This is a genomic window from Acinetobacter sp. AYS6, assembly GCF_025630795.1.
Lineage (GTDB): Bacteria > Pseudomonadota > Gammaproteobacteria > Pseudomonadales > Moraxellaceae > Acinetobacter.
In genome coordinates this window covers 266984-288358 of sequence record NZ_JAOTNV010000006.1, presented here as the reverse complement: position 1 = coordinate 288358, position 21375 = coordinate 266984, and the positions used below count along the sequence as shown (strand labels likewise).

Annotated in this window: 23 protein-coding genes and 1 pseudogene; 8 read left to right on the top strand and 16 right to left on the bottom strand. The window is 35.2% G+C overall.

Features of this window, described 5'->3' with window-relative positions; translation table 11 throughout:
• The first annotated feature begins 156 nt into the window (after window positions 1-156).
• Window positions 157-1386 carry a GGDEF domain-containing protein gene (locus OD757_RS09695; RefSeq protein WP_009393400.1) on the top strand — a complete coding sequence of 410 codons (1230 nt, stop codon included), beginning with the start codon at window positions 157-159 and terminating at the stop codon, window positions 1384-1386.
• A 291-nt stretch (window positions 1387-1677) separates the two neighbouring features.
• On the opposite strand, the gene OD757_RS09690 is transcribed toward OD757_RS09695, so the two are convergent.
• The 8 genes from OD757_RS09690 to OD757_RS09655 form a co-directional block, all read right to left on the bottom strand.
• Complete coding sequence (locus OD757_RS09690) at window positions 1678-2403, bottom strand: hypothetical protein (protein ID WP_263031714.1); 726 nt, start codon at window positions 2401-2403, stop codon at window positions 1678-1680.
• 331 nt (window positions 2404-2734) lie between these two features.
• Window positions 2735-3826, bottom strand: coding sequence for a chorismate synthase (gene aroC / locus OD757_RS09685; protein ID WP_009393354.1), 1092 nt, complete (start codon window positions 3824-3826; stop codon window positions 2735-2737).
• Window positions 3827-3838: 12 nt separating this feature from the next.
• Window positions 3839-4843 carry a 50S ribosomal protein L3 N(5)-glutamine methyltransferase gene (gene prmB, locus OD757_RS09680; RefSeq protein WP_174766025.1) on the bottom strand — a complete coding sequence of 335 codons (1005 nt, stop codon included), beginning with the start codon at window positions 4841-4843 and terminating at the stop codon, window positions 3839-3841.
• 238 nt (window positions 4844-5081) lie between these two features.
• On the bottom strand, window positions 5082-6287 hold the full coding sequence (gene trpB, locus OD757_RS09675) for a tryptophan synthase subunit beta (RefSeq protein WP_263031713.1): 1206 nt from the start codon (window positions 6285-6287) through the stop codon (window positions 5082-5084).
• A gap of 37 nt (window positions 6288-6324) precedes the next feature.
• Complete coding sequence (locus OD757_RS09670; RefSeq protein WP_263031712.1) at window positions 6325-7512, bottom strand: vWA domain-containing protein; 1188 nt, start codon at window positions 7510-7512, stop codon at window positions 6325-6327.
• Between the two features lie 15 nt (window positions 7513-7527).
• Window positions 7528-8379 carry an AAA family ATPase gene (locus OD757_RS09665; protein WP_004642719.1) on the bottom strand — a complete coding sequence of 284 codons (852 nt, stop codon included), beginning with the start codon at window positions 8377-8379 and terminating at the stop codon, window positions 7528-7530.
• A 29-nt stretch (window positions 8380-8408) separates the two neighbouring features.
• A complete protein-coding gene (locus OD757_RS09660) occupies window positions 8409-8795 on the bottom strand; it encodes a hypothetical protein (protein WP_263031711.1) in 387 nt (128 codons plus the stop codon).
• On the bottom strand, window positions 8788-9093 hold the full coding sequence (locus OD757_RS09655) for a YcgL domain-containing protein (protein ID WP_005304960.1): 306 nt from the start codon (window positions 9091-9093) through the stop codon (window positions 8788-8790). Before OD757_RS09655 ends, OD757_RS09660 begins: the two co-directional genes overlap by 8 nt.
• 471 nt (window positions 9094-9564) lie before the next feature.
• Here OD757_RS09655 and OD757_RS09650 point away from each other — a divergent pair, with 471 nt between their 5' ends.
• On the top strand, window positions 9565-9729 hold the full coding sequence (locus OD757_RS09650) for a hypothetical protein (protein ID WP_009387116.1): 165 nt from the start codon (window positions 9565-9567) through the stop codon (window positions 9727-9729).
• A 67-nt stretch (window positions 9730-9796) separates the two neighbouring features.
• Here the strand turns inward: OD757_RS09650 and OD757_RS09645 are convergent, their stop codons facing one another.
• The 3 genes from OD757_RS09645 to OD757_RS09635 all read right to left on the bottom strand — a co-directional run bounded on the left by OD757_RS09645 (window position 9797) and on the right by OD757_RS09635 (window position 11524).
• The gene (locus OD757_RS09645; RefSeq protein ID WP_009387077.1) at window positions 9797-10132 is read right to left on the bottom strand and encodes a hypothetical protein; all 336 of its coding nucleotides are present in this window, start codon (window positions 10130-10132) and stop codon (window positions 9797-9799) included.
• 176 nt (window positions 10133-10308) lie between these two features.
• Window positions 10309-10575 carry a hypothetical protein gene (locus OD757_RS09640; protein WP_263031710.1) on the bottom strand — a complete coding sequence of 89 codons (267 nt, stop codon included), beginning with the start codon at window positions 10573-10575 and terminating at the stop codon, window positions 10309-10311.
• 97 nt (window positions 10576-10672) lie between these two features.
• Entirely contained in the window at window positions 10673-11524 is an 852-nt protein-coding gene (locus OD757_RS09635; RefSeq protein ID WP_263031709.1) for a LysR family transcriptional regulator, read from the bottom strand.
• A 120-nt stretch (window positions 11525-11644) separates the two neighbouring features.
• On the opposite strand from OD757_RS09635, the gene OD757_RS09630 reads away from it, so the two are divergent.
• Window positions 11645-12328 (top strand): FMN-dependent NADH-azoreductase, encoded by a 684-nt coding sequence (locus OD757_RS09630; RefSeq protein WP_263031708.1) that lies wholly within the window; start codon window positions 11645-11647, stop codon window positions 12326-12328.
• Between the two features lie 454 nt (window positions 12329-12782).
• On the opposite strand, the gene OD757_RS09625 is transcribed toward OD757_RS09630, so the two are convergent.
• The 5 genes from OD757_RS09625 to OD757_RS09605 form a co-directional block, all read right to left on the bottom strand.
• Complete coding sequence (locus OD757_RS09625; protein ID WP_009387188.1) at window positions 12783-13907, bottom strand: ribonuclease D; 1125 nt, start codon at window positions 13905-13907, stop codon at window positions 12783-12785.
• Window positions 13908-14233: 326 nt separating this feature from the next.
• On the bottom strand, window positions 14234-14830 hold the full coding sequence (gene recR / locus OD757_RS09620) for a recombination mediator RecR (protein WP_009387101.1): 597 nt from the start codon (window positions 14828-14830) through the stop codon (window positions 14234-14236).
• A 9-nt stretch (window positions 14831-14839) separates the two neighbouring features.
• Entirely contained in the window at window positions 14840-15169 is a 330-nt protein-coding gene (locus OD757_RS09615) for a YbaB/EbfC family nucleoid-associated protein (RefSeq protein WP_009387148.1), read from the bottom strand.
• Window positions 15170-15448: 279 nt separating this feature from the next.
• Window positions 15449-15682: a hypothetical protein gene (locus tag OD757_RS09610; RefSeq protein ID WP_263031707.1), complete on the bottom strand. Its 234-nt coding sequence runs from the start codon at window positions 15680-15682 to the stop codon at window positions 15449-15451.
• A gap of 167 nt (window positions 15683-15849) precedes the next feature.
• Window positions 15850-17040 (bottom strand): O-succinylhomoserine sulfhydrylase, encoded by a 1191-nt coding sequence (locus OD757_RS09605; protein ID WP_263031706.1) that lies wholly within the window; start codon window positions 17038-17040, stop codon window positions 15850-15852.
• Between the two features lie 135 nt (window positions 17041-17175).
• Here OD757_RS09605 and OD757_RS09600 point away from each other — a divergent pair, with 135 nt between their 5' ends.
• From OD757_RS09600 to OD757_RS09580, 5 genes and pseudogenes are all read left to right on the top strand, one after another.
• Window positions 17176-18261 carry an alpha/beta fold hydrolase gene (locus OD757_RS09600; protein ID WP_263031705.1) on the top strand — a complete coding sequence of 362 codons (1086 nt, stop codon included), beginning with the start codon at window positions 17176-17178 and terminating at the stop codon, window positions 18259-18261.
• Between the two features lie 10 nt (window positions 18262-18271).
• Window positions 18272-18438: pseudogene (locus OD757_RS09595) on the top strand (NAD(P)-binding domain-containing protein); the annotation flags it as partial.
• A gap of 777 nt (window positions 18439-19215) precedes the next feature.
• A complete protein-coding gene (locus tag OD757_RS09590; RefSeq protein WP_004792570.1) occupies window positions 19216-19485 on the top strand; it encodes a YARHG domain-containing protein in 270 nt (89 codons plus the stop codon).
• Between the two features lie 18 nt (window positions 19486-19503).
• Entirely contained in the window at window positions 19504-19917 is a 414-nt protein-coding gene (locus OD757_RS09585; RefSeq protein WP_009387191.1) for an HIT family protein, read from the top strand.
• A 254-nt stretch (window positions 19918-20171) separates the two neighbouring features.
• Window positions 20172-21278 (top strand): porin, encoded by a 1107-nt coding sequence (locus tag OD757_RS09580; RefSeq protein WP_263031704.1) that lies wholly within the window; start codon window positions 20172-20174, stop codon window positions 21276-21278.
• Window positions 21279-21375: the final 97 nt, after the last annotated feature.

Below are 21375 nucleotides of genomic sequence, written 5' to 3'. Positions count from 1 at the left end.
TTATCACACTTAACGCAGATAAAAATCATTACTTTTTTAAAAAAACTGTATTATTATTTTGAATAATCCACACATTATATAATCAATATTTTTAGATGGAACTTTACTAAAATAAGTCTCATTTTATGACAACTTCCAATATAGAGAGCATTAATTATGAAGTTGCAGGGTTCCAATATATTGGGACAAGAACAAATAGATTTATTAACCACACGAGGATTAAACTTCGTATGGTTTCCAAAGCAGCTTGAAACGATTTATCGTTTTCAATACCAAAACGGTGCTGCCTATGAGTTCCGCTATAGAGCGCCTATTATTTTAATATTATATATATTTTTAAGCTTTGGTATATATCAAGTATTGCCAACTGAGCAAGTTTTACCCTGGTTTAGTTATTATTCTTGGGTAGGTGTAATTATTTTTCTTGCCTGGATTTTATCGTTTATTAAAAAATTAAATCAGTATTTTGATTATTATGTAGGAATTGGCTCAGCTTTAGCGGTAGCAATTACTTTTATTTTAATTAACGTTATAGAAAATGGCCAAGAGAACGTTCTTTTTCATGCAGCCATGATGTATGCGATTGTAATTATCTATGGTGCAGTGGGTATGCGTTTTTATACCGCCATATTTGCTGGATGGATTGGAGGACTTGTTGGAATTTTGGCAAGTAACTACTTAAATGGGGTGATCGACTGGACTTTCTTGAACCGAACTTACACCTTCAGTAGCTTCTTGGGAATGACCCTCGCCTATGCAACTGACCGCCAACATCGAGAAAACTACTTACAAAACTGCATGATCGAGCTGAATCGCATTGAGCTGATGCAGCAAGCACAGCAATTATCTTTGCTTTCCCAGCAAGATGCACTTACTGGTTTAGCCAATCGACGCTATCTAGACGAAACACTGGATAACGAATGGCGCCGTGCTTTACGACATGAAACACCCCTTACGATCATGATGGTCGATATCGACTATTTTAAATCTTACAATGATACCTTGGGACATCTAAAGGGCGATGAATGCTTAAAAGAAATCGCAATTGCTATTTCTTCGATTGCTGCTCGCAGTGGTGATTTAGTTGCTCGTTATGGTGGTGAAGAGTTTTTACTGCTATTTCCAATGACAAACGCTCAGCAAGCCTTGATCCAAGTCGAACGTTTAATGAATGCCATTAATAAAATTGCAATTAAGCACCCATGTAGTGAGGTATCACCAAATGTCACCATTAGTGTTGGAGTTGCAACCACAATCCCACGTCTAAATGATTCAATTTCTGCTTTTGTAGCCCGTGCTGATCATGCTTTGTATAAAGCGAAAACTAATGGACGTAATCAATATAAAATTGCTGTAAACGAAGAACAAATTGTAGATTTAACTTAAAAAGTCAGACTTGTATTCAAAATAATTTTTGACTAATTATTATCTTTTAGTTTCTTTTATCGCTTCTTCTTCAATTAAAATGAATAGAAATACACAATTAGCTTTTCCATCCGTGGTAAAGCTAAAACTTAATTTAGAACTCTTAAGTAGGAAATTTTCTTTTATTTAAATTTAAACCATTTGTTAAAATGACTTATATAAAATTAGCTCCTTTCTATACATCAAGATATTATTTTTAGTTAGTAAAAATTACTAACCACAGCTAATCTAATATAGAAAAAATTAAGTTCATTAGAGCTCACCTTTCAACTTCTTCCAAAATCTTATTAAAAAATAAAATAATGAATTTTGATCTTCTCTTTGCGGTGTAGTGGAAATAGCTTCAGCTGAAAATGGTAAAATCGACACAATATTCTCATGTATTGTTTCATAATTTGGATAGGCTTCCTTTTTTATTATTTCTATAATTTTTTGTATTTCATCAATAGATAAATTTAAAAACCTCTTAATTTCTTGAGCTGTTTTTGATTCAATAGATAATAAAGCACAAACTCTAGTAACATTAACAATCTGCTCTGCATGAATATTTTTAAAGTTTGGATAACAAACAAGCTTATAAATAATTTTTGTTTCTAAATGATTTTTAGATACCCTATTTTCTTTATTAATTATACGTTCTTGATGTCCGATTTTAAAATATTCATTCTTCTCAACCTCTTGCAAAATATTTAGAAGTTCTTGATATCTTATAGGTCTCTTCAAACCATACTGATAGCCCTTTAAGAGCTCAGGATTATTACTTAATACAATCTTAATTTTTTTAGGAATAAGTATATTGGTATAGCCACTATCTAAATCAATAATATGTATATCTGGATTATCTTCACTATATATCCAATTCCCCAAAAGATGAGATGACAAAGATAAGTCATGAATAACTTTTATCATTGCCTGTAAATTTTTAGGCAATAGCCTATCCTTTGACATACAGCCAATTCTATATGTGCTCTGCTTCATTGATATTTCCCCAATTTCAATGATGACGTTGAAAACTATTTGTTTAAAGTAATAAAAATTTAAATATGTAATAACTTATATAAAAGTAATTTGAATCAAATTAACTTTAAGAGATAAATATAAATATCTGGTGAAGTAAAAAAATTAATAAGATTTAATTTCCAACTTCTACAGATAAATATATTCAAAATAAATCGCACGATATTATATTTACATAGAGATTATAAAACAAGAAATAATTTAAAGTTAATCAAACTCAAGAATATAAAAATTTAAACCCCCATATTAAAGTTAAATATAGGGATTTATTTAATCAAGTCAAAAATTATGACTATGGTTCAATTGGAGAAAATGGCGGAATAACGTCTGCATTTTGAGCGCGATGGCGTAGAAAATGGTCCATTAACACAATCGCTAACATTGCTTCAGCAATCGGTGTCGCACGTACACCCACGCATGGGTCATGACGACCTTTAGTCAATACATCGGTATCTTCACGATTCAAATTAATCGTTTTACCCGGTGTGGTAATGCTAGCTGTTGGTTTTAGTGCAATAGCAACTCGAATGGACTGACCACTTGAGATACCACCTAAAATCCCGCCAGCATGATTCGCCAAAAAACCATTACTGGTCAATTCATCACGTGTTTCATGACCAAACTGTCCAGCAACCGCAAAACCATCACCAATTTCAACACCTTTAACCGCATTAATACTCATCATTGCATGAGCAATGTCAGCATCTAAACGGTCAAAAACAGGCTCACCCCAACCTACAGGAACTTTTTCAGCTAAAATTTCTAGCTTCGCACCACAGCTTGTTCCCTGTTCACGCAAAGAAGTCACCAAAGCTTCAAAACGTGAAACAGCGTCTACATCACCGCAGAAAAATGGATTATTCGGAACTTCATTCCAATCCAGTTTTTCAGCAACTTCATTGCCTATTTGAGTAACATGACCACGAATCAAGACACCAAATTTTTCTGCTAAATATTTTTTAGCAATTGCGCCTGCTGCAACACGCATAGCTGTTTCACGAGCACTTGAACGGCCACCGCCCCGATAGTCACGAAAACCGTATTTTTGCGTATATGTATAGTCGGCATGGCCAGGTCTAAAAGTTTGGGCAATATTGCCATAATCTTTCGATTTTTGATCAGTATTCTCAATCAATAAACCAATTGGCGTACCTGTCGTTTTACCTTCGAAAACACCCGAAATGATTTTAACCTGATCAGGCTCTTTGCGTTGAGTCGCAAATTTAGAAGTACCCGGTTTACGACGGTCTAGGTCTTTTTGTAAGTCTTCTTCAGACAGCTCAAGGCCCGGTGGCACACCATCAACAATTGCCATTAAGCCAACGCCATGAGATTCGCCACAAGTAGTTACACGAAAGAGTTGTCCAATACTATTCCCTGCCATATGCCCAACTCCTTATATTTGCTCTTCAAATAGTTTTCTATAACGGCGACATTGTTCAGCAGTCAAAGCAAAAATACCTGAACCACCTTTTTGGAAAGTGAGCCAGTTGAAATCAATCGTATTAAAGTTCTGACGCATTGACCATTCAGAATTACCAACTTCAATGACAATAAGGCCATCTTCAGTTAAGTAATCTGCCGCTTGTGCAAGCATTTTGCGAACTAAGTCTAAACCATCTTGACCTGCTGCCAATGCAAGTTCAGGTTCATGTAAAAATTCTTCTGGTAAGTCAGCCATATCTTCAGCATCAACGTACGGTGGGTTACTTACAATTAAATCGTACTGGTTTTCAGCTGGAATCTTTGCAAATAAATCAGATTCAAGTAATGCAACTTGATATTGCTTATTGTGGTGTTCTGTATTAATTGAAGCAACTTCTAAAGCCTCTTTAGAAATGTCAGTTGCATCTATTTCAGCATCTGGATATGCATAAGCCAAAGCAATTGCAATACATCCAGAACCTGTACACATATCTAAGATACGTTGTGGCGTTTTAGGTTTTGCATTTTCTGGCAAATTATTGAGAGCTTCGCGCATTTGACCATTTTCATCTAAACAATATGGTGCAAAACGTTGCTCAATTAATTCTGCAATTGGTGAACGAGGAATGAGTACACGTTCATCTACATAGAATGGCTTATTAAAGAAATAAGCAAGGTTTAATAGGTAAGATGTTGGAATACGGTCATTGATACGACGCTCCAACAAACTTAAGAATTCTGCTTTCTCACTTGGTAAAAGTTTAGCATCTAGAATTTCTGCGTCTGCTGACCATTCAAGAGATAAGGTTTGTAAAACTAATGCAGAGCTTTCTGCAAAATAATCTTCAGTACCTTGTCCTAAATGTGCATCATGTTGACGTAATGCTGATACCCCAAAACGAATAAAATCTCGAATTGTTGATAAATTTTCAGCCGCTTCCTGTAAATTTTCAGGGCTAATCGTCGGTCGCTCCACTTAGGCGTCTCCAAAGGCAAATTTTGCAAAGTGACTATTCTACTGAGTGAGGTACAGCAAAGCAACGCTTTGCCTTGTGAACAGGAGTTTTACACGCCTATCTCTAACAATCACACATTAAAATCAGAATACTTTGTTTTAATTAAGAAATAATGAACTTTTAACTAGAGATCAATTTAACTTTTTAAAATAAAAAAAGCGGCCTTTACATACTGACCGCTTTTCGAGTTTAGTTAGCTTAAAGCTTAAGCTTTTCGGCAACGTAGTCAGAATCTTTATCTCCACGCCCCGACAGATTTACCACAATCATGGTTTCTTTCGACAGTTTTGGCGCTTCACGAATTGCCCATGCGACAGCGTGTGAGCTTTCAAGCGCTGGAACAATGCCTTCAACACGAGAAAGTGTCATAAAAGCATCTAAACATTCTTGGTCAGTTGCAGTGCTATATTCAACACGTCCTAAATCTTTTAAAAAACTGTGTTGTGGTCCAACACCTGGGTAGTCTAATCCTGAAGCAATAGAATGCACGGGTAAAGGTACACCAGCTTCATTTTCAAGCACATAACACGCCATACCATGAATTTGACTTGGCTTACCTAAAGTTAGCGTTGCTGAATGCATATTGGTTTCTAAACCATGTCCAGCTGGTTCAACCCCGACCAGTTTTACATCTGAGTCATTTAAAAATGCAGTAAATGCACCTATTGCATTTGAACCACCGCCGACACATGCCACAACATAATCAGGGCTTTTCCCAAAACGCTGATGCGTTTGTGCTTTAATTTCATTGCCAATAATCGATTGGAAATCACGAACCATTTTAGGAAATGGATGCGGGCCTACGACAGAACCAATGGCATATATAAAGTTTTTTGGATCTTTTAAATATTCTTCAAATGCACTATCTACAGCATCTTTTAACGTGGCTGTACCACGTGTTACTGCAACCAAATCAGCACCCAAAATTTTCATTTTGACCACATTTGGATGTTCTTTTTCAATATCTACTTGACCCATGTGAATTTCACAGGGAATGCCTACTAATGCACAAGCGGTTGCCAAAGCAACGCCATGCTGACCAGCACCTGTTTCAGCAATAACTTTCTTTTTACCCATATATTTAGCAAGTAAAGCTTCGCCTAAGCAGTGATTGATTTTGTGAGCACCTGTGTGGTTCAAGTCTTCACGCTTTAAATAAATTTGTGCACCACCTAACTGTTCAGAAAGACGTTTCGCGTGAAATAAAGGGCTTGGGCGGCCTACATAATTTGAAAAGAGGTCTGATAGTTCATCTTGAAATTCAGAAGTATGGCGAATTTCTTCATAAGCAACATTAATCTCATCCATTGCTTCTTTTAAATGCGGCGGAATAAACTGTCCGCCATATTCACCAAAAAATCCTTGTTCATTCGGCAAAGCAATACCGTTAATTTGATGTTGCATATCATCCCTCTTTTTTAAATTATTAAAGTTATTAAGTTTATCGAGAAAGGTAACGCGTCAAATCCTCAATGCCTTTTAGAGTCATTGGATACATATGATTTTCAAAAATCTCTTTAATCCAACCAATGGTTTGAGTGTAATGCCAATACCCTTCTGTTTCAGGGTTTAACCAAGCTGTTTTATCAAAATGTTGACGTAGGCGGCGTAACCAAACTTCACCTGTTTCATCATTCATATATTCAACCGAACCACCCACCGATTTCAGCTCATAAGGTGCCATACTGGCATCACCTACTACAATTACGCGATAGTCGCGTCCATAGGTATGAAACAGATCCCATGTATTCATACGCGTAGCTGTACGGCGATGGTTATCTTTCCAAACATAGTCATAGAGACAATTATGGAAATAAAAGTACTCAAGTGTTTTAAACTCAGTTTTAGCGGCACTAAAGAGTTTTTCGCATTGGGCAATGTGAGCATCCATCGAACCGCCTACATCGAACAACATCAGCACTTTTATTCGGTTTCGACGCTCAGGTACCATTTGAACATCAAGAATACCTTGCTTGGCTGTTTCACGGATTGTACCGTCAACATCCAACTCTTCAGCTGCACCTTGACGGGCAAATTTACGCAAACGGCGCAAAGCAATTTGCATCTGACGAGTACCAAGAACTTGGTCATCATCTAAATTTTGATATTTACGCTGTTCCCAGACTTTAACCGCCGAACGTTTACGCCCTGGTCCACCAATTCTGACGCCCTCTGGATGATCTCCAAAGGCCCCAAAAGGTGAGGTTCCCCCTGTGCCAACCATACGGTTGCCACCCTGATGTTTTTTATGCTGTTCGCGTAACCGCTCTTCCAGCATTTTCATCAGTTCTTCTAAGGAACCTGCTTTTTGGAGTTCAACTCGTTGTTCAGGAGTTAAATGCTTTTCTAAAAGTTCTAAATCAAACCAGTCTTTTGGCAACTTATGAACTTGCTTGAGTAACTCGTCCAGATCAAAGGTTTCAATGCCATCAAAATAATCTTTCATGGCACGATCAAACTTGTCAAAAAAGCGTTCATCTTTAACTAAAATTGTTTTAGCAAGTTGATAAAACTCTTCTTGATCAGCAAAAACCAAGCCTTCACTCACAGCACGATTTAAGTCAATAAGCTCACGAGTTGTAACTGGAACACCGTATTTACGTAAGGTGTAAAATAACCGCACAAACATGGGTTATTCCCTCCTTTAACGTCGAGACATGAAAGCCAAACGTTCGAGGAGTTGCACATCCTGCTCGTTTTTGATCAGCGCACCATATAAAGGTGGAATCGCTTTTGATGTATCGCGATTGCGTAATACATCTTCAGGCATATCATCTGCCATGAGCAAGCTTAACCAATCAATTAATTCAGAAGTTGATGGTGGTTTCTTTAAATTAGGAATTTCACGTAGTTTAAAGAAAACCTGTAAAGCTTCGTTGACCAGTGTTGCAGAAATATTCGGGAAATGAACATCGATAATTTCTCGCATGGTCACTTCATCTGGAAACTCAATGTAGTGAAAGAAACAACGACGCAAGAAAGCATCTGGTAACTCTTTTTCATTATTCGAGGTAATAATGACGATTGGGCGTTGTGTTGCCGTAATGGTTTCACTCGTTTCGTAAACATAGAAAGACATTTTATCGAGTTCATGCAACAAGTCATTTGGAAACTCGATATCGGCTTTGTCAATTTCATCAATTAACAAGACACAACGCTCTTCACTTGTGAAAGCTTCCCACAATTTACCGGGTTTAATATAGTTCTTAATATCGTAAACGCGATCATCACCTAACTGGCTGTCTCGTAAACGAGAAACAGCATCATATTCATACAACCCTTGCTGTGCTTTGGTTGTCGATTTGATATGCCAAGTAATGAGTTTTAAACCCAAACTTTCTGCTACTTGTTCAGCGAGTAAAGTTTTGCCCGTACCCGGTTCACCTTTAACCAGTAAAGGCTTTTGTAAAGCACGAGCTGCTTTTACAGCGAGCTTAAGACTGTCAGTCGCGATATATTGATCTGTACCAGTAAAATGTTGGGTATCAGCAGACATGTAAAGACCTTATTTTTCTATTTCAATGGTTAGATGGAACGCATGCTTTTGTTTGTTGAATATTTTGACCAACAATAACCAACAACCAAACCTAGACCAACTACAAACAGAATTAAAGATAAATTTGACCAAATTAGAGGGCTATCTTTGGTTAAAACACCAAATAGTAGTCCAAAAATAGCAGGTGCTACCGATGCATTTGGCCCTTCAGACACTGTTGGGGTAACTAAAATAGCAAATACAACAAGCCAGCTAATTGCACCAAAAGTTGTAGGAAGACGACGCATTAATCGCCACCAACACCATAAAGCAATAATAGCGCCTATTCCATAAGCTGTTAAAGCAATAGCATCTTCAGGAATAACATCCAAAAAAGAGAATAATTGATTCATTATTCCAGTTTGATTTTCACGCACCACGTAAGCCCTCTGGTTCAACCGCATTTGGATTAATTAACCCTTCTGGCGGCATCTGAATAAAGAAACCTTTTGTTTGTAATGAGTCTAAAACATGTAAAACATTAGCACGCGCCAATTTACGTGTTGGAGCTAATTCTAAATGCATGACAAACGTTGCACGACCAAACGCTTGTAAAACAGCTTCAGGAACATTTTCAAACGGATCAGCTTGTTCCGCATCGTCAGGATAGTTTGGACGAGCAATATACATGTACATTTCATCTTTTTTGCTCGATCTATAAATATCACAGTGCATTTCAAATCAACTCTTGAACTAAGGACAGCATACATGAAAAAAAACGACTCACACACGCAGGTTTGTTTACGCATCAGTCGTTTTTTTAATTCTTAGGAAATATTAACCTACAACCTTGATTAAGGTCGATAATAACTTTGTTCCAAACAAAAGCTAGTTTCCATATAAAACAAATAAACATTTGATTTTAAACAGTAATTATAATTATTGGTTTTAATAAAATAAAAACAGTTTTAGAAAAAATAAGAAAACGTTCGTTACTGAGTAATTTTTGTGATCTGTTTTTAACACTTCCATCCTTTAATACCATGAAATTTATCATATTAAAGTTAGGTATTTCCTTTTTCAAATTCACACTTGAGTAAAACTTCTAACTACTTAATACACATTAGCAGACATTACTTAACTGGTTTAAATGCTAGTTATGTTTTAATAATAATTATCTTAATAATAGATGTGGAGGATGAACTTATGCCTCGCGGTGATAAAACAGCTTACACAGCAAAGCAAAAACGTAAGGCTAAACATATTGTTGAGAGTGAAGTAGACCAAGGTCATTCCCAAGAAGAAGCTGAACGAATTGCATGGTCCACTGTCAATAAACAAGATGGTGGCGGTAAGAAAAAGTCTCATTAATACAAACTTTGAATACTTCTTTAGCCCAAGCTAAAGAAGTATTTTTATCAAAATTAGTTAAAGATATTTAGAAAATTCGAGAACTCTTTATATAGTCAAGACTTACTTGATTTAAAGCATTCAAAATAGCGCTATCATCTTGGCTTAATAGAGCTTCATTGAGGCACTCCATGTAACCTATGAGCGTAGTCTTAGAGATGTTGGCAAATTCAGATGTTACTGCTTCATCTTCATATAAAATTACGTAACTACGTGCAAAACCATAGATTAAATAGACGGCTGCTTTTTCTTTTATATTTTGAGATTCTTTAAGAGACTGTTCACAAGCATTTTTTAAATCTTTAAATGCATCTGTACCAGTAGATTGATTTTTGAAAGATAAAAGTATTGTTTGGAAGTTCATATCTATATTCCACTCAAAAAGTAAAGCTACAGAAGATGATAAAACCTGTCAAATAAAATCATGATTAACATAGGTTTAAATGTAAACAAATTTATTTTTACTTTTCCTAGATCACGAAAAAACATGCAAAAAACCACCCTGTTTTTAAGGGTGGTTTATTTAAAATGCAGCAATAATTAGAAGCTTATTTCTATCGTTATTGTAGTACCAGAGTGTTCAATATTGGTTGAAACATTAAAGCCTCTTCCCCTAAGTTCCTCTTCTACTGAGGTTAGATGATCAGGACTTACAGCATCAACAGGAAACTGGAAAGTTGCTTTTCGCTTCCCCTCCTTAGATTCAGACTCAGTACTAATTAAAATTTTTTCTAATATGGCCTCTTGATTGATTTTAAAATTTTTAGCATTTTGACGCGCTTGTTCAGCACTAAAGTTATTAAGCATATTTATCTCTCTAATTATTAATTTATCTAAGTTTATAGCATAAAAAGCCTATATAAGTTTTAATGTTATGTAGTGAATTTCAATCACAAATATAAGCCTATTGATTAAATATCTTTTCTATCCATTCAACAAATTTTCTGGCATTTCTATTTTTAAAATCCTCCTTATTTGGAATGTAGTAACACAGCTCTGATTGAACTGATTTAGTTTTAAGTTGTTGTATAAGATTTGCTTTAATGAATCTCTGGGCAAGTGTAGAAGAACAAAATACGAGTCCATTAGCCGCTAATGCCTCATGTATGCCAAAAATTTCCTGATCAAATTTCTTAATTGTTATTTTAGTTTGATCCCATCCATTCGCCTCAAGCCAATTTTCTAATGGTGGGCTTGGTAATGCTTTATTTTTCCATTCCGTAGTGAATAGCGTTATTGGCCCACTCGTATATTTGGAAAGATCAAGTTTGGATGAACCAAATACATTAAAAGACTCATATTTAAGAACATCTTTAGAAGGTACTGAAGATACCTTCCCATATCGAATAGGCAATGTATATAAATGACTTTCTAAAGCTTCACCTGTAGAAAATTCAACTGAGATCTCAGGATGTAATTGATAAAATTCATTTATTGAAGGGATTAACAGCATTGCTGCTAATGAAGAAGTAGTTGCGACTCTGAGTGTATTTCCATTTATTGTTATTTCATCTAGCGCATTTTCAATTTTACGAAATCCTTCAGAAATAGCTACAGCCAGTCTATCACCTGTGGTTGTAAGCGTTATTTTTCTTACTTGTCGATGAAATAAATCAACATTTAATCTGCTTTCAAGATTGGCAATATGATGGGAAATTGCAGTCGGCGTTAGCGAAAGCTCTTCAGCAGCCAATTTAAAACTCCCCAACCGAGCAGCTGATTCAAATGCCTTAAGTGCTTGCAAAGAGACCTGCATACTTTTTCCTAAATTATACTTATAGGTGATTTAAAATCATCTATAGCTGTAATTTTCTCGTTTGTCTACTTCTCTTTTAAAACACAAAATGAGTTAACTCCTAACCCTTATGTGGAATTCGTGATGTCTAAGATGTTACACATTGATGCAAGCGTACGAGCTGCAACTAACCCCAATCCAAATCATAATTCTATTTCAAAAAATATTGCCAACCGATTAGTCAGCTCATGGAAAAATAAACGACCGATGGATGAGTATATTTATCGTGATGTGGGAATGAATCCGCCCCCATTTATTACTCAGAACTGGATTGATGCCGTATTCACACCCGAAAATAAAAGAACTCGAGCTCAATGTGATGTCTTATCAATATCAGATCAATTAATAGCTGAAGTTTCGAGCTCAGATATTATTTTAATTTCGTCTCCTATGTACAATTACGGTATGCCGGCTCAACTTAAAGCATGGTTTGACCAAGTAATTCGAATTAATAAGACATTTGATTTTGACCTTACTCGAAGAGACTTTCCTTTAAAACCTATTTTATCTGGAAAAATTTTAATTATTATCACCTCTAGTGGGGAGTTTGGTTTTGAGAAAGATGGTATTCGTCACAACATGAATCATCTGGTACCTCATCTTCGCACACTCAGTAAATATTTAGGCATAGAAAAAATTTATGAAATTGCTTCAGAATATCAAGAGTTTGGTGATAAACGACATATAGAATCATTAGAACATGCTTTTCAAAAAGCTGAAGAACTTGGAGCTGAACTTGCAGGTTCGTACATAGAAAATCCGTAAAATATGAATCCTTAATTTTTAAAATTTAATAACGTACTAACATTTTAATTGACCTATATCATTAAAAATAAAAAGCCTACCCAATTGGGTAGGCTTTTTTATTTCTGCACCGAAACAAAATTATAGTTATATATTATCTATGTTGAAATTGTTTTTCTTGCATCCAAGAATATACAGACCTGTATGTTTAATCAATTGAATTTTTCTCACTGAATCGGTTAATTTAATTCATTATCAATTTTACAAATTAAAACCTATTCAGTTCATCACCTTTATTCGCTTAAAAACGATTTGATTATTTAATATAACTAATATAATTATTTATTTTATTAACTATTAATATTAAATATCTATTATTTTTAAATAAAAATAATCAATTTAAACTATTTCCTATTCTTAATTAAAAAAGCCCATCACGAAGATGAGCTTTTTTAATTTTAACTATCACATCATTTTAAATAGATAGACTTTCTTTTTCTTCTTGAAATAACTGAATTAATGGTTGCGTTAATAGCTCGTAACGCCAGCCTAATAAATAATCCGGTAAATCTTGCTCGTCCCCTTGAGAAAGAACATGCTGATGAATGGCATTTAGCCATTTTTTTCTAAGTAATACTTCTTTAGGAATAGAAGTTTCACTTATTGCATGGGCAAGCACCATATCCATTTTATGTAGAGTTTCTTTAGACGTTACTTTAAAAGGTTTGCCAATTCGTGTTGGCCATTCACTTTCATTCGGTAAATCTTTAAGTAATTCTAAAATAGTTTTTCCATATTCACGAACTACATTTGGACGAATATCTTTAACTTGCGAGAGCTGGAAATTATTACGTGGATTCTTTTCAACCATATCAATCATGGTTGAGTTTCTAAGAATAAAACTGCGTGGCTGATTTGTTGCTTTAACAATGTATTCACGCCATTCACTTAAATTTTGCAGTTGCATCAATTGACGGCGCGAGTGACGATAATTACCCACATCGGTATAGAGCAACTCTGTAGGCGTTTCACTAATAATTTCTTTCGTTAAACTACTACAATCTTCAAGAACATAGTCATAAAGCCCTTTTTGCTTAAGCTGTTCTTGAATATGATGAGCTAACTTCATTATATAGAGAACATCATTGGCCGCATAACAAAGTTGCTGAGGCGATAAAGGTCGAGCCAACCAATCAGATCTTGTTTGATCTTTTTCAATATCAATGTCGAGACAAAGCTTCAAAGCACCTTGGTAACTTACTTGCAGCCCATGGCCTAAGAAAGAAAGCCCTACTTGAGTATCAAACACATTAAGCAGATCTTCTTGATCAGCGTAATGATAGATTAAATCGATGTCTTCCCCACATGCATGAAAAATGTTTTGCTGAGCGAGAAATATTTTTTTCCAAAACTGACTTAGATCTAATGAAACACCATCCAACAGATAGACATTACCATTTACATTGACTTGGCATACCCCAAGTTTAGGCCAGAGTGTGTCAACCTTAATAAATTCTGTATCAAGTCCATATATCGAACATTGATCCATTTTTTGAAGAACATCAACCAATTCGGTTTGCTGTTGGATAAACTGAAACATGCTTTCTCAAGTAAATGCAAAGAGTGCTTAGAACTCTGGTATATATAACATAGAAGTAGAAAATTACCACTTAAACCTTTATGAATACTCTATTTTTGAACAATTTTTCGAAAATAGATAATTTTTTAATCTTTTATTTATATTTTTAAAGTTAACTCCCCATTTTCATTCTTTAAAATCTCTAAGATCATTTTCATGATGTTGGAATTTCATATTTTATTTAAACAATTTTTTAATAAGACACAAAATAATATTGGCCTTTTATAGCTAAATTAATAAATTTAATTCATTTTTATAGCACAGCAATGAAATAAGCATCGGAATGCTTATTTCATTCTCATACGATTATGAACGGCCTGACTTAAAGTATGGCTATCCACATACTCAAGTTCACCACCTTGTGGTACACCTTGAGCAATACGTGTCATTTGTATAGGCAAGTGTTTAGTCGCCTCTACCAAATAATGAGCGGTCGCCTGCCCCTCTACAGTTGCATTTGTTGCCAGAATCACTTCTTCAATAGTGCCTTGACTTAGACGCTGAATCAGATAAGGAATACCAATTTCTTCTGGACCAATGCCGTCTAAGGGAGAAAGATGCCCGCCTAAAACATGATATTTACCACGGAAACTACCACTTTGCTCAATCGCCATTACATCTGCTGGTGATTCAACCACACACAATAGTTGATCTTCTCGCTCAGTTGAGGCGCAAATATCACAAATTTCATGTTCAGTTAAAGAATGGCAAATGCTGCACTCATGAATATAACTTGAAGCTTCATGTAAAGCATGAGCTAATGCGAAAGCACCTTCTCGATTTTTCATCAAAAGATGTAATGCCATACGTTGAGCCGACTTCGGACCAACGCTAGGCAATATACGTAAAGCTTGAACGAGTTGTTCAAATCTATCACTAAACACAGAGTTTCCTTAGAACATACCCGCTAGGCCAGGTGGCAAGCCCATACCAGAATTTGCTTTTTGCATTTTTTCTTCTGAAATAACTTCTACTTGACGTACCGCATCATTTACCGCGGCTGCAATCAAATCTTCAATCATATCTGGTTCATCTTGAAGTAATTCAGGGTTAATTTCGATACGTTTTACAAGATAGCGCCCATTCATGGTTACTTTAACCAAACCACCACCAGCTTCTGCTTGGATTTCAGTTTGAGCAAGCTCTTCTTTAGCCTTTTTTATATTTGTTTCCATATCTTTTTGCATGCGCTGCGCTTGCTGCATGAGCATATTGATATTCATAACTTTACTCCGTATCTCTATCAAATCTTTAAAGTATTATTCGTTATCTGGTAATACTTTATAAAAACTTAATCTCATTGAACCAACCCATGCGATTAAAATCCATACAGATTAGTGCATTGAACTCAAATTAATCCGTAATTCTGACACAATAGAGTAATGTTTTCTATCAGTATCTCTAGGTCTCTTTCACGTAGCTATATGAATAGAGTAATTAACCTTAGGTACATTTCATGAATGCAATGTTATAGATTTAAAGCATTATAAAAATTTAGGTCACTATTGAGAGGCCTGCAACCCTTTATCAATTGTTTTATATTCACTTAAGGGAACTTTCTTAAAAGAGGTATTTGCTTCTTGAATAGATTTATCTGCTTCTTGCACAGACTTTTCTGCGTTGTTAATCAATAAGGTAGTTTCATTCGCTGGGTGCTGATGCGGTTTAGTCAGTAATTTGTAGCCAACCACCCCAATTACCCCCACCACAACAATAATAGCAATAGGCTTAAGCATTTTAAAACTCACATTTCTTTTAATTAAATTTAGAGTCTTTATACCTTGTGCTCTTAGTCATAATTTAAACAAAAATGTAGGTTTTTTATTGCATTTCTGAAATTTGCGTAACATTAAAATATAAAACCACCTCGCTTAAAGAGATGGTTTTATGAACAAAAAAAGAGTTAATTGATTAGATCCAGACCACGTGAGATATCACGGATAATATCATTGATATCTTCTAAGCCTACTGATACACGTATTAAACCCTCTTGGATGCCAGCCGCAGCTTTAGCTTCAGCAGAAAGTTTGCCATGTGTAGTCGTTGCAGGATGTGTAATTGTTGACTTCACGTCGCCCAAGTTGCCCGTAATTGAAATAAACTTAGTATTATCAATGACCGTCCAAGCGCCTTCACGTTCGCCTTTAACAACGAAAGAAACAATCCCACCAAAACCAGTTTGCTGTTTAGCGGCAAGTTCATGGCCTTCTTGAGTTGGTAAACCAGCGTAGTAGACTTTTTCTACTTTTTCATGAGTAGATAACCATTCTGCAAGAATTTGAGCACTCTCACAGTGTGCTTTCATACGCAAACGTAAAGTCTCTAAACCTTTTAAGAAAACCCATGCATTAAATGGACTCATTGATGGGCCTAGTGTACGAACCACACCAAAAACTTCTTCCAATAACTGATGATTACCAACAACGGCGCCACCTAATGCACGTCCTTGCCCATCTAAATATTTAGTTGCAGAGTAAATTACAAGGTCTGCCCCAAACTTTAATGGTTGCTGTAAAACAGGTGTACAGAAGCTGTTATCAACAGCAAGTAATGCACCATTCGCATGAGCAATATCTGCAAGCGCTTGAATATCTGCGATCTCGGCCAGAGGATTAGACGGCGACTCAACAAATAAAAGTTTAGTTTCTGGACGTACTGCGTTTTTCCAATCGTCCAAATCACATAAATCGACAAATGTAATATCTACGCCAAACTTGGCAATATATTTTTCAAACAAGGCAACAACTGAACCAAAAACTGCTCTTGAGCAAATAACATGATCACCGGCTTTTAAATACGCCATAGTAACTGACAAAATCGCGCCCATTCCAGAGCTTGTCGCAACAGCACGTTCAGCACCATCTAAAGCTGCTAAACGTTTTTCGAACATCGATACAGTCGGATTGGTAAAACGAGAATAGATATTTCCTTGAACTTGACCAGAAAATTTTGCTGCAGCTTCTTCTGCATTTTCATATACAAAAGATGATGTCAAAAAAATCGGTTCGCCATGTTCACCTTCAAAACTACGAGTATGTCCGGTACGAATGGCTAAGGTATCAAGTTGGTATTCTAAATCATCAGACTGGTTCATTAAATGTTCGCCTTTACTGGTCATGTACTAAAAACTATCATCATTTTGAGTGTCTAATGTATTTAAGGTCAAGGTAAACCTTAAAATTATCGCTTAGACTTTATTCAATTTTTAGTAAATAGTTGGAAAAGCAAGATGAAACGCTTAAAGTCCCTTGTCTCTGAACAAAGTCAAATCAAGCACCTTTCTGCTCGACTATTTCACCCAAAAACATTAGTTCTATCGCAAAGCACGCCCTATGAAGTGATTGGTGAATTCAATCAAACCCGTATTCGCTATTACGCCGCAACACAAAAACAATTTAAAGAACCTTTAGTATTTGTTGCTCCACTCGCCATTAATATGGCGATTTATGATTTATACCCTTACCGTTCGCTGATTAAATACTTCCAAAATGCTGGCTTCGATGTCTATCTAGTAGATTGGGGCCGTTTAAAATTTAAAGATAGACATCTTAACTTTTTATCATTTATTGAAGATTTTATTCCTAAAGCGATTGAACTCATCCGAACACATTCAAAAAGTGAGCAAATCTCGCTACATGGATGGAGTATGGCTGGCATATTCGTCACTTTATATGCTGCACTTAACCAACCCAACCATATTAAAAACCTGATTGTTCTTGGTAGTCCAATAGATAGTTATGCCTCTGGTTATATTGGCAAACTCTATCGAACCATGAATCATTTTATTGGTCGCAATAAGAAAATTCAGGACCGTATTTATTCGGGATTGCCAAAACGTCTGATTCATAGCCCCGGAATTTTAAATTCGTTAGGGTTTAAAATTCTTGATCCTAAAGGCTGGTTTGAGGGACATATTCAATTACTAAAAAATTTGGACGATCTACAATTTGTACAAGAGCACGCAACATTAAGTAGCTTTTTAAATAATATGATTGATTACCCAGGTGGGATTAATCAGGATATGTTGTTTAATGTGTGGCTACAAAATCCGTTAAAACGTGGTTTTATTCAGTTAAAAGATAAAAAAATCGAATTAAAAAATATAGATTGCTCTCTTTTAGTTGGCGCGGGTCGTAGTGATCAGTTAGTGACTGCTGATGCAGCTTCTCCATTAAGTCAATTGACTAATAGCCAAGATGTCACATTTACTCTTATTCCTGGCGGTCATTTAGGCCTAATGTCGAGTCAGGCAAGTGCTCTGGAGTTTTGGCCAAAAATGGCAAAATGGCTAACCGAACGTTCAACACAAATTTAAAGATAAGGTTATGAGTCAATCTGTTGCATTTATTGGTTTAAGTGCAATGGACTACCCTATGGCGGCACATTTATCAAAAAAACTTCGACTGTCTAGATATGGAATCGAAAAATCGAAAAGGTCAAAGAACATGCAGCAGACTATGGCACAAAGTCTGTCCTACTAGTGCATGCGGTATAAGCAGATATTATCTTTTTATGTTTACCGACAAGCGCTTTAGAAGACTATTTAACCCACCACACAAACTAAATATGAAACCAGATATGCTCTAATTTAAAATATTAAATTAATATAATTCGAAATAATTTTATTAAAAAAAAGCCCATTTCAATTTTAGAAATGGGCTACTAAAACAAAAAACTATCAAACGCAGCAATTAAGCACCCTATAATAGAAGTTTAAATATGTAAAATCAATACATCTTTCATTTGAATTGTAAACTCAGATTAATTATGAATTATTTATATTCTACAAAATAAAAGAAAAAGCTCATTTCCGTCTAAATTAAAATGAGCCTAGTGAATTCCACTTAATCCTGAAATACAAAATGTGATAATTATCACGTTTTGTATTTTTATAATGTCATCGATATATCTCTTTTTCATTGACCCAATTTCAAACTCAAGCCGTCTATTTAGCAAATGAAAAAGCGCTAAAATTTTATCTTTTCCTAAAATTTTTTTATATTATCAACTCAAGTACAACTCGGTTTTTGTCTTATCAATATGATTTAGATTGAATTAAATGTTAATCAAATTTTAAAAACATATATATAATTTTGTTTAAGTTTATGTTTTTATTTGATTTTTATAAATTATTGATATGTAAAGTTTTTATTTATTTTGTGAACAAATTATCAACCAAAATGACACTTGAGTAATTAATAGTCATTGAAATATTGGTAATAAACCTTATATTGAATACAGGTTCATACCTTTAACTGAGGAAACGCTCATGAATAAATTTATGGTTGCAGTCTTTACTGGCATGGTAAGTATTGCTGGTTTAAGTGTTCAAGCTGCAACACCTGAGCAAGAATGTCAGAAATTGCAAGACGATTATAATTTGATTTATGCATCAAAAGGCTTTTGCTTTAAAGATCCTGATGCTAAAGAAAAATATGGTAATGAAAACTGTCATACGACAAAACCAAAGTTTTCTGACAAAGAGCAACAACGTCTTGATGCTATTAAAGAGCGTCAGAAAGAATTGAAATGTAAGTAATTTTTAAAGGAATAATACATGGCATACGATGATCAAAATATCTTCGCAAAAATTTTACGTGATGAACTTCCAGCGATAAAAATCTATGAAGATGATCAAGTTCTAGCTTTTATGGATATTATGCCTCAAGCCGATGGTCATACATTAGTTATTCCAAAAACACCTGCTGTTACACTCCTTGATTTACCTCCAGAAGCAGCTGCATATACCATACAAATCGTTCAGAAGATTGCGAAGGCAATGGAAAAAGCCCTCAATTTAGAAGGTATTGTCTTAATGCAACTTTCTGGAGCAGCGGCAGGACAAACTGTTCCGCATGTTCATTTTCATCTTATTCCTACAAATGTGCATCAACTTGGACGTCATGCTGTAGAGTTAGGAGACCAAGAAAAAATTAAAGCATTAGCTGAGAAAATTAAAGCAGCTCTTTGATTTTTAATTTATTAAAGCGGAGTTTTGACTCCGTTTTTTTTCGTCTAAAAACTATATAAAAACTAAAATAATTAATTTATTTCTAAATTTTAATCGTCATAAAACTGTCATTTAGTTTTCACGCCCCTGTCATAAAGTTTGCCGATACTGCTTAGCAAGTTGGTGAGCTTTTGTAACTTTTTGTACATAAGTCAACTACAAAATAAATAGTTAACTAGGCATACGCCATTTTTAAAACTTTTGGAGAAATCTCAATGAAGAAATTGCTACTCGCTGCCGCAGTTGCAACTTTGAGCATAAACGCGGTGCAAGCAGCGCCAACTTTGTATGGCAAACTAAATGTTTCTATTAACCAAGTTGACAATAAAAATTTCGATGGAAAAAGTGACGTTACCGAAATTAACTCAAACTCTTCTCGCATTGGGGTAAAAGGCGAAGAGAAATTAACTGACAAGTTATCTGCGGTTTATTTGGCTGAATGGGCAATTTCTACTGATGGTTCAGGTTCTGATACTGATCTTAGTGCGCGTAACCGTTTTATCGGTTTAAAAACTGAAGGTGTTGGTACATTAAAAGTAGGTAAGTATGATTCTTACTTCAAAACTGCTGCTGGTGGTAACCAAGACATCTTTAATGACGATACACGTTTAGATATTACCAACATCATGTACGGCGAAAACCGTTTAGACAACGTAGTTGGTTTTGAATTAGACCCTAAATTATTAGCTGGTTTAACTTTCAACATCATGGCTCAAACTGGTGAAAGCACCTCTGATAGCAAACAAGGTGAAACTGGTAAAGACAGCAAAAATGACAGCTTTGACTCAGTATCAACTGCGCTTGGTTATGAAAACAAAGACATTGGTTTAGCAGTAGCTGCTGCTGGTGACTTTGGTATTAAAGGTAAATATGCTGCTTACGGTCTGAAAGATGTTTATACAGATGCTTACCGTGTGACTGGTTCTTATGACATCGCAAAATCAGGTTTTGTTGTAGGTGCTTTATGGCAACATGCTGAACCTACTGATGATTTGACTGCATATGGTCAATCATATAAATCAGATGGTTCAATCGATAAAGCTGGTAAAGCTTACCGTGGTTTAGAGGAACAAGCATATGCAGTAACAGCTGCTTATAAAATTCCTAACACTAAACTAAAAGTAAAAGCAGAATATGCTTCTGCTGAAACACAAGTAAGTGGTCAATCAGATCGTAAAATTGATTTGTATGGTTTAGGTCTTGATTACCAAATCAATAAACAAGCTCGCTTTTACGGTATCGTTGCTCAACAAAAACGCGACTGGTTAAATGATGACGACAAGCAAACTGTTGTAGGTACTGGTATCGAATATAACTTCTAATTAGTTATCTTTGATTCATATCTAAAATAAAAGGGCTAATGCCCTTTTATTTTATTATGCAGATTTAAAAAGCCGATATTTTTATACCGGCTTTTTT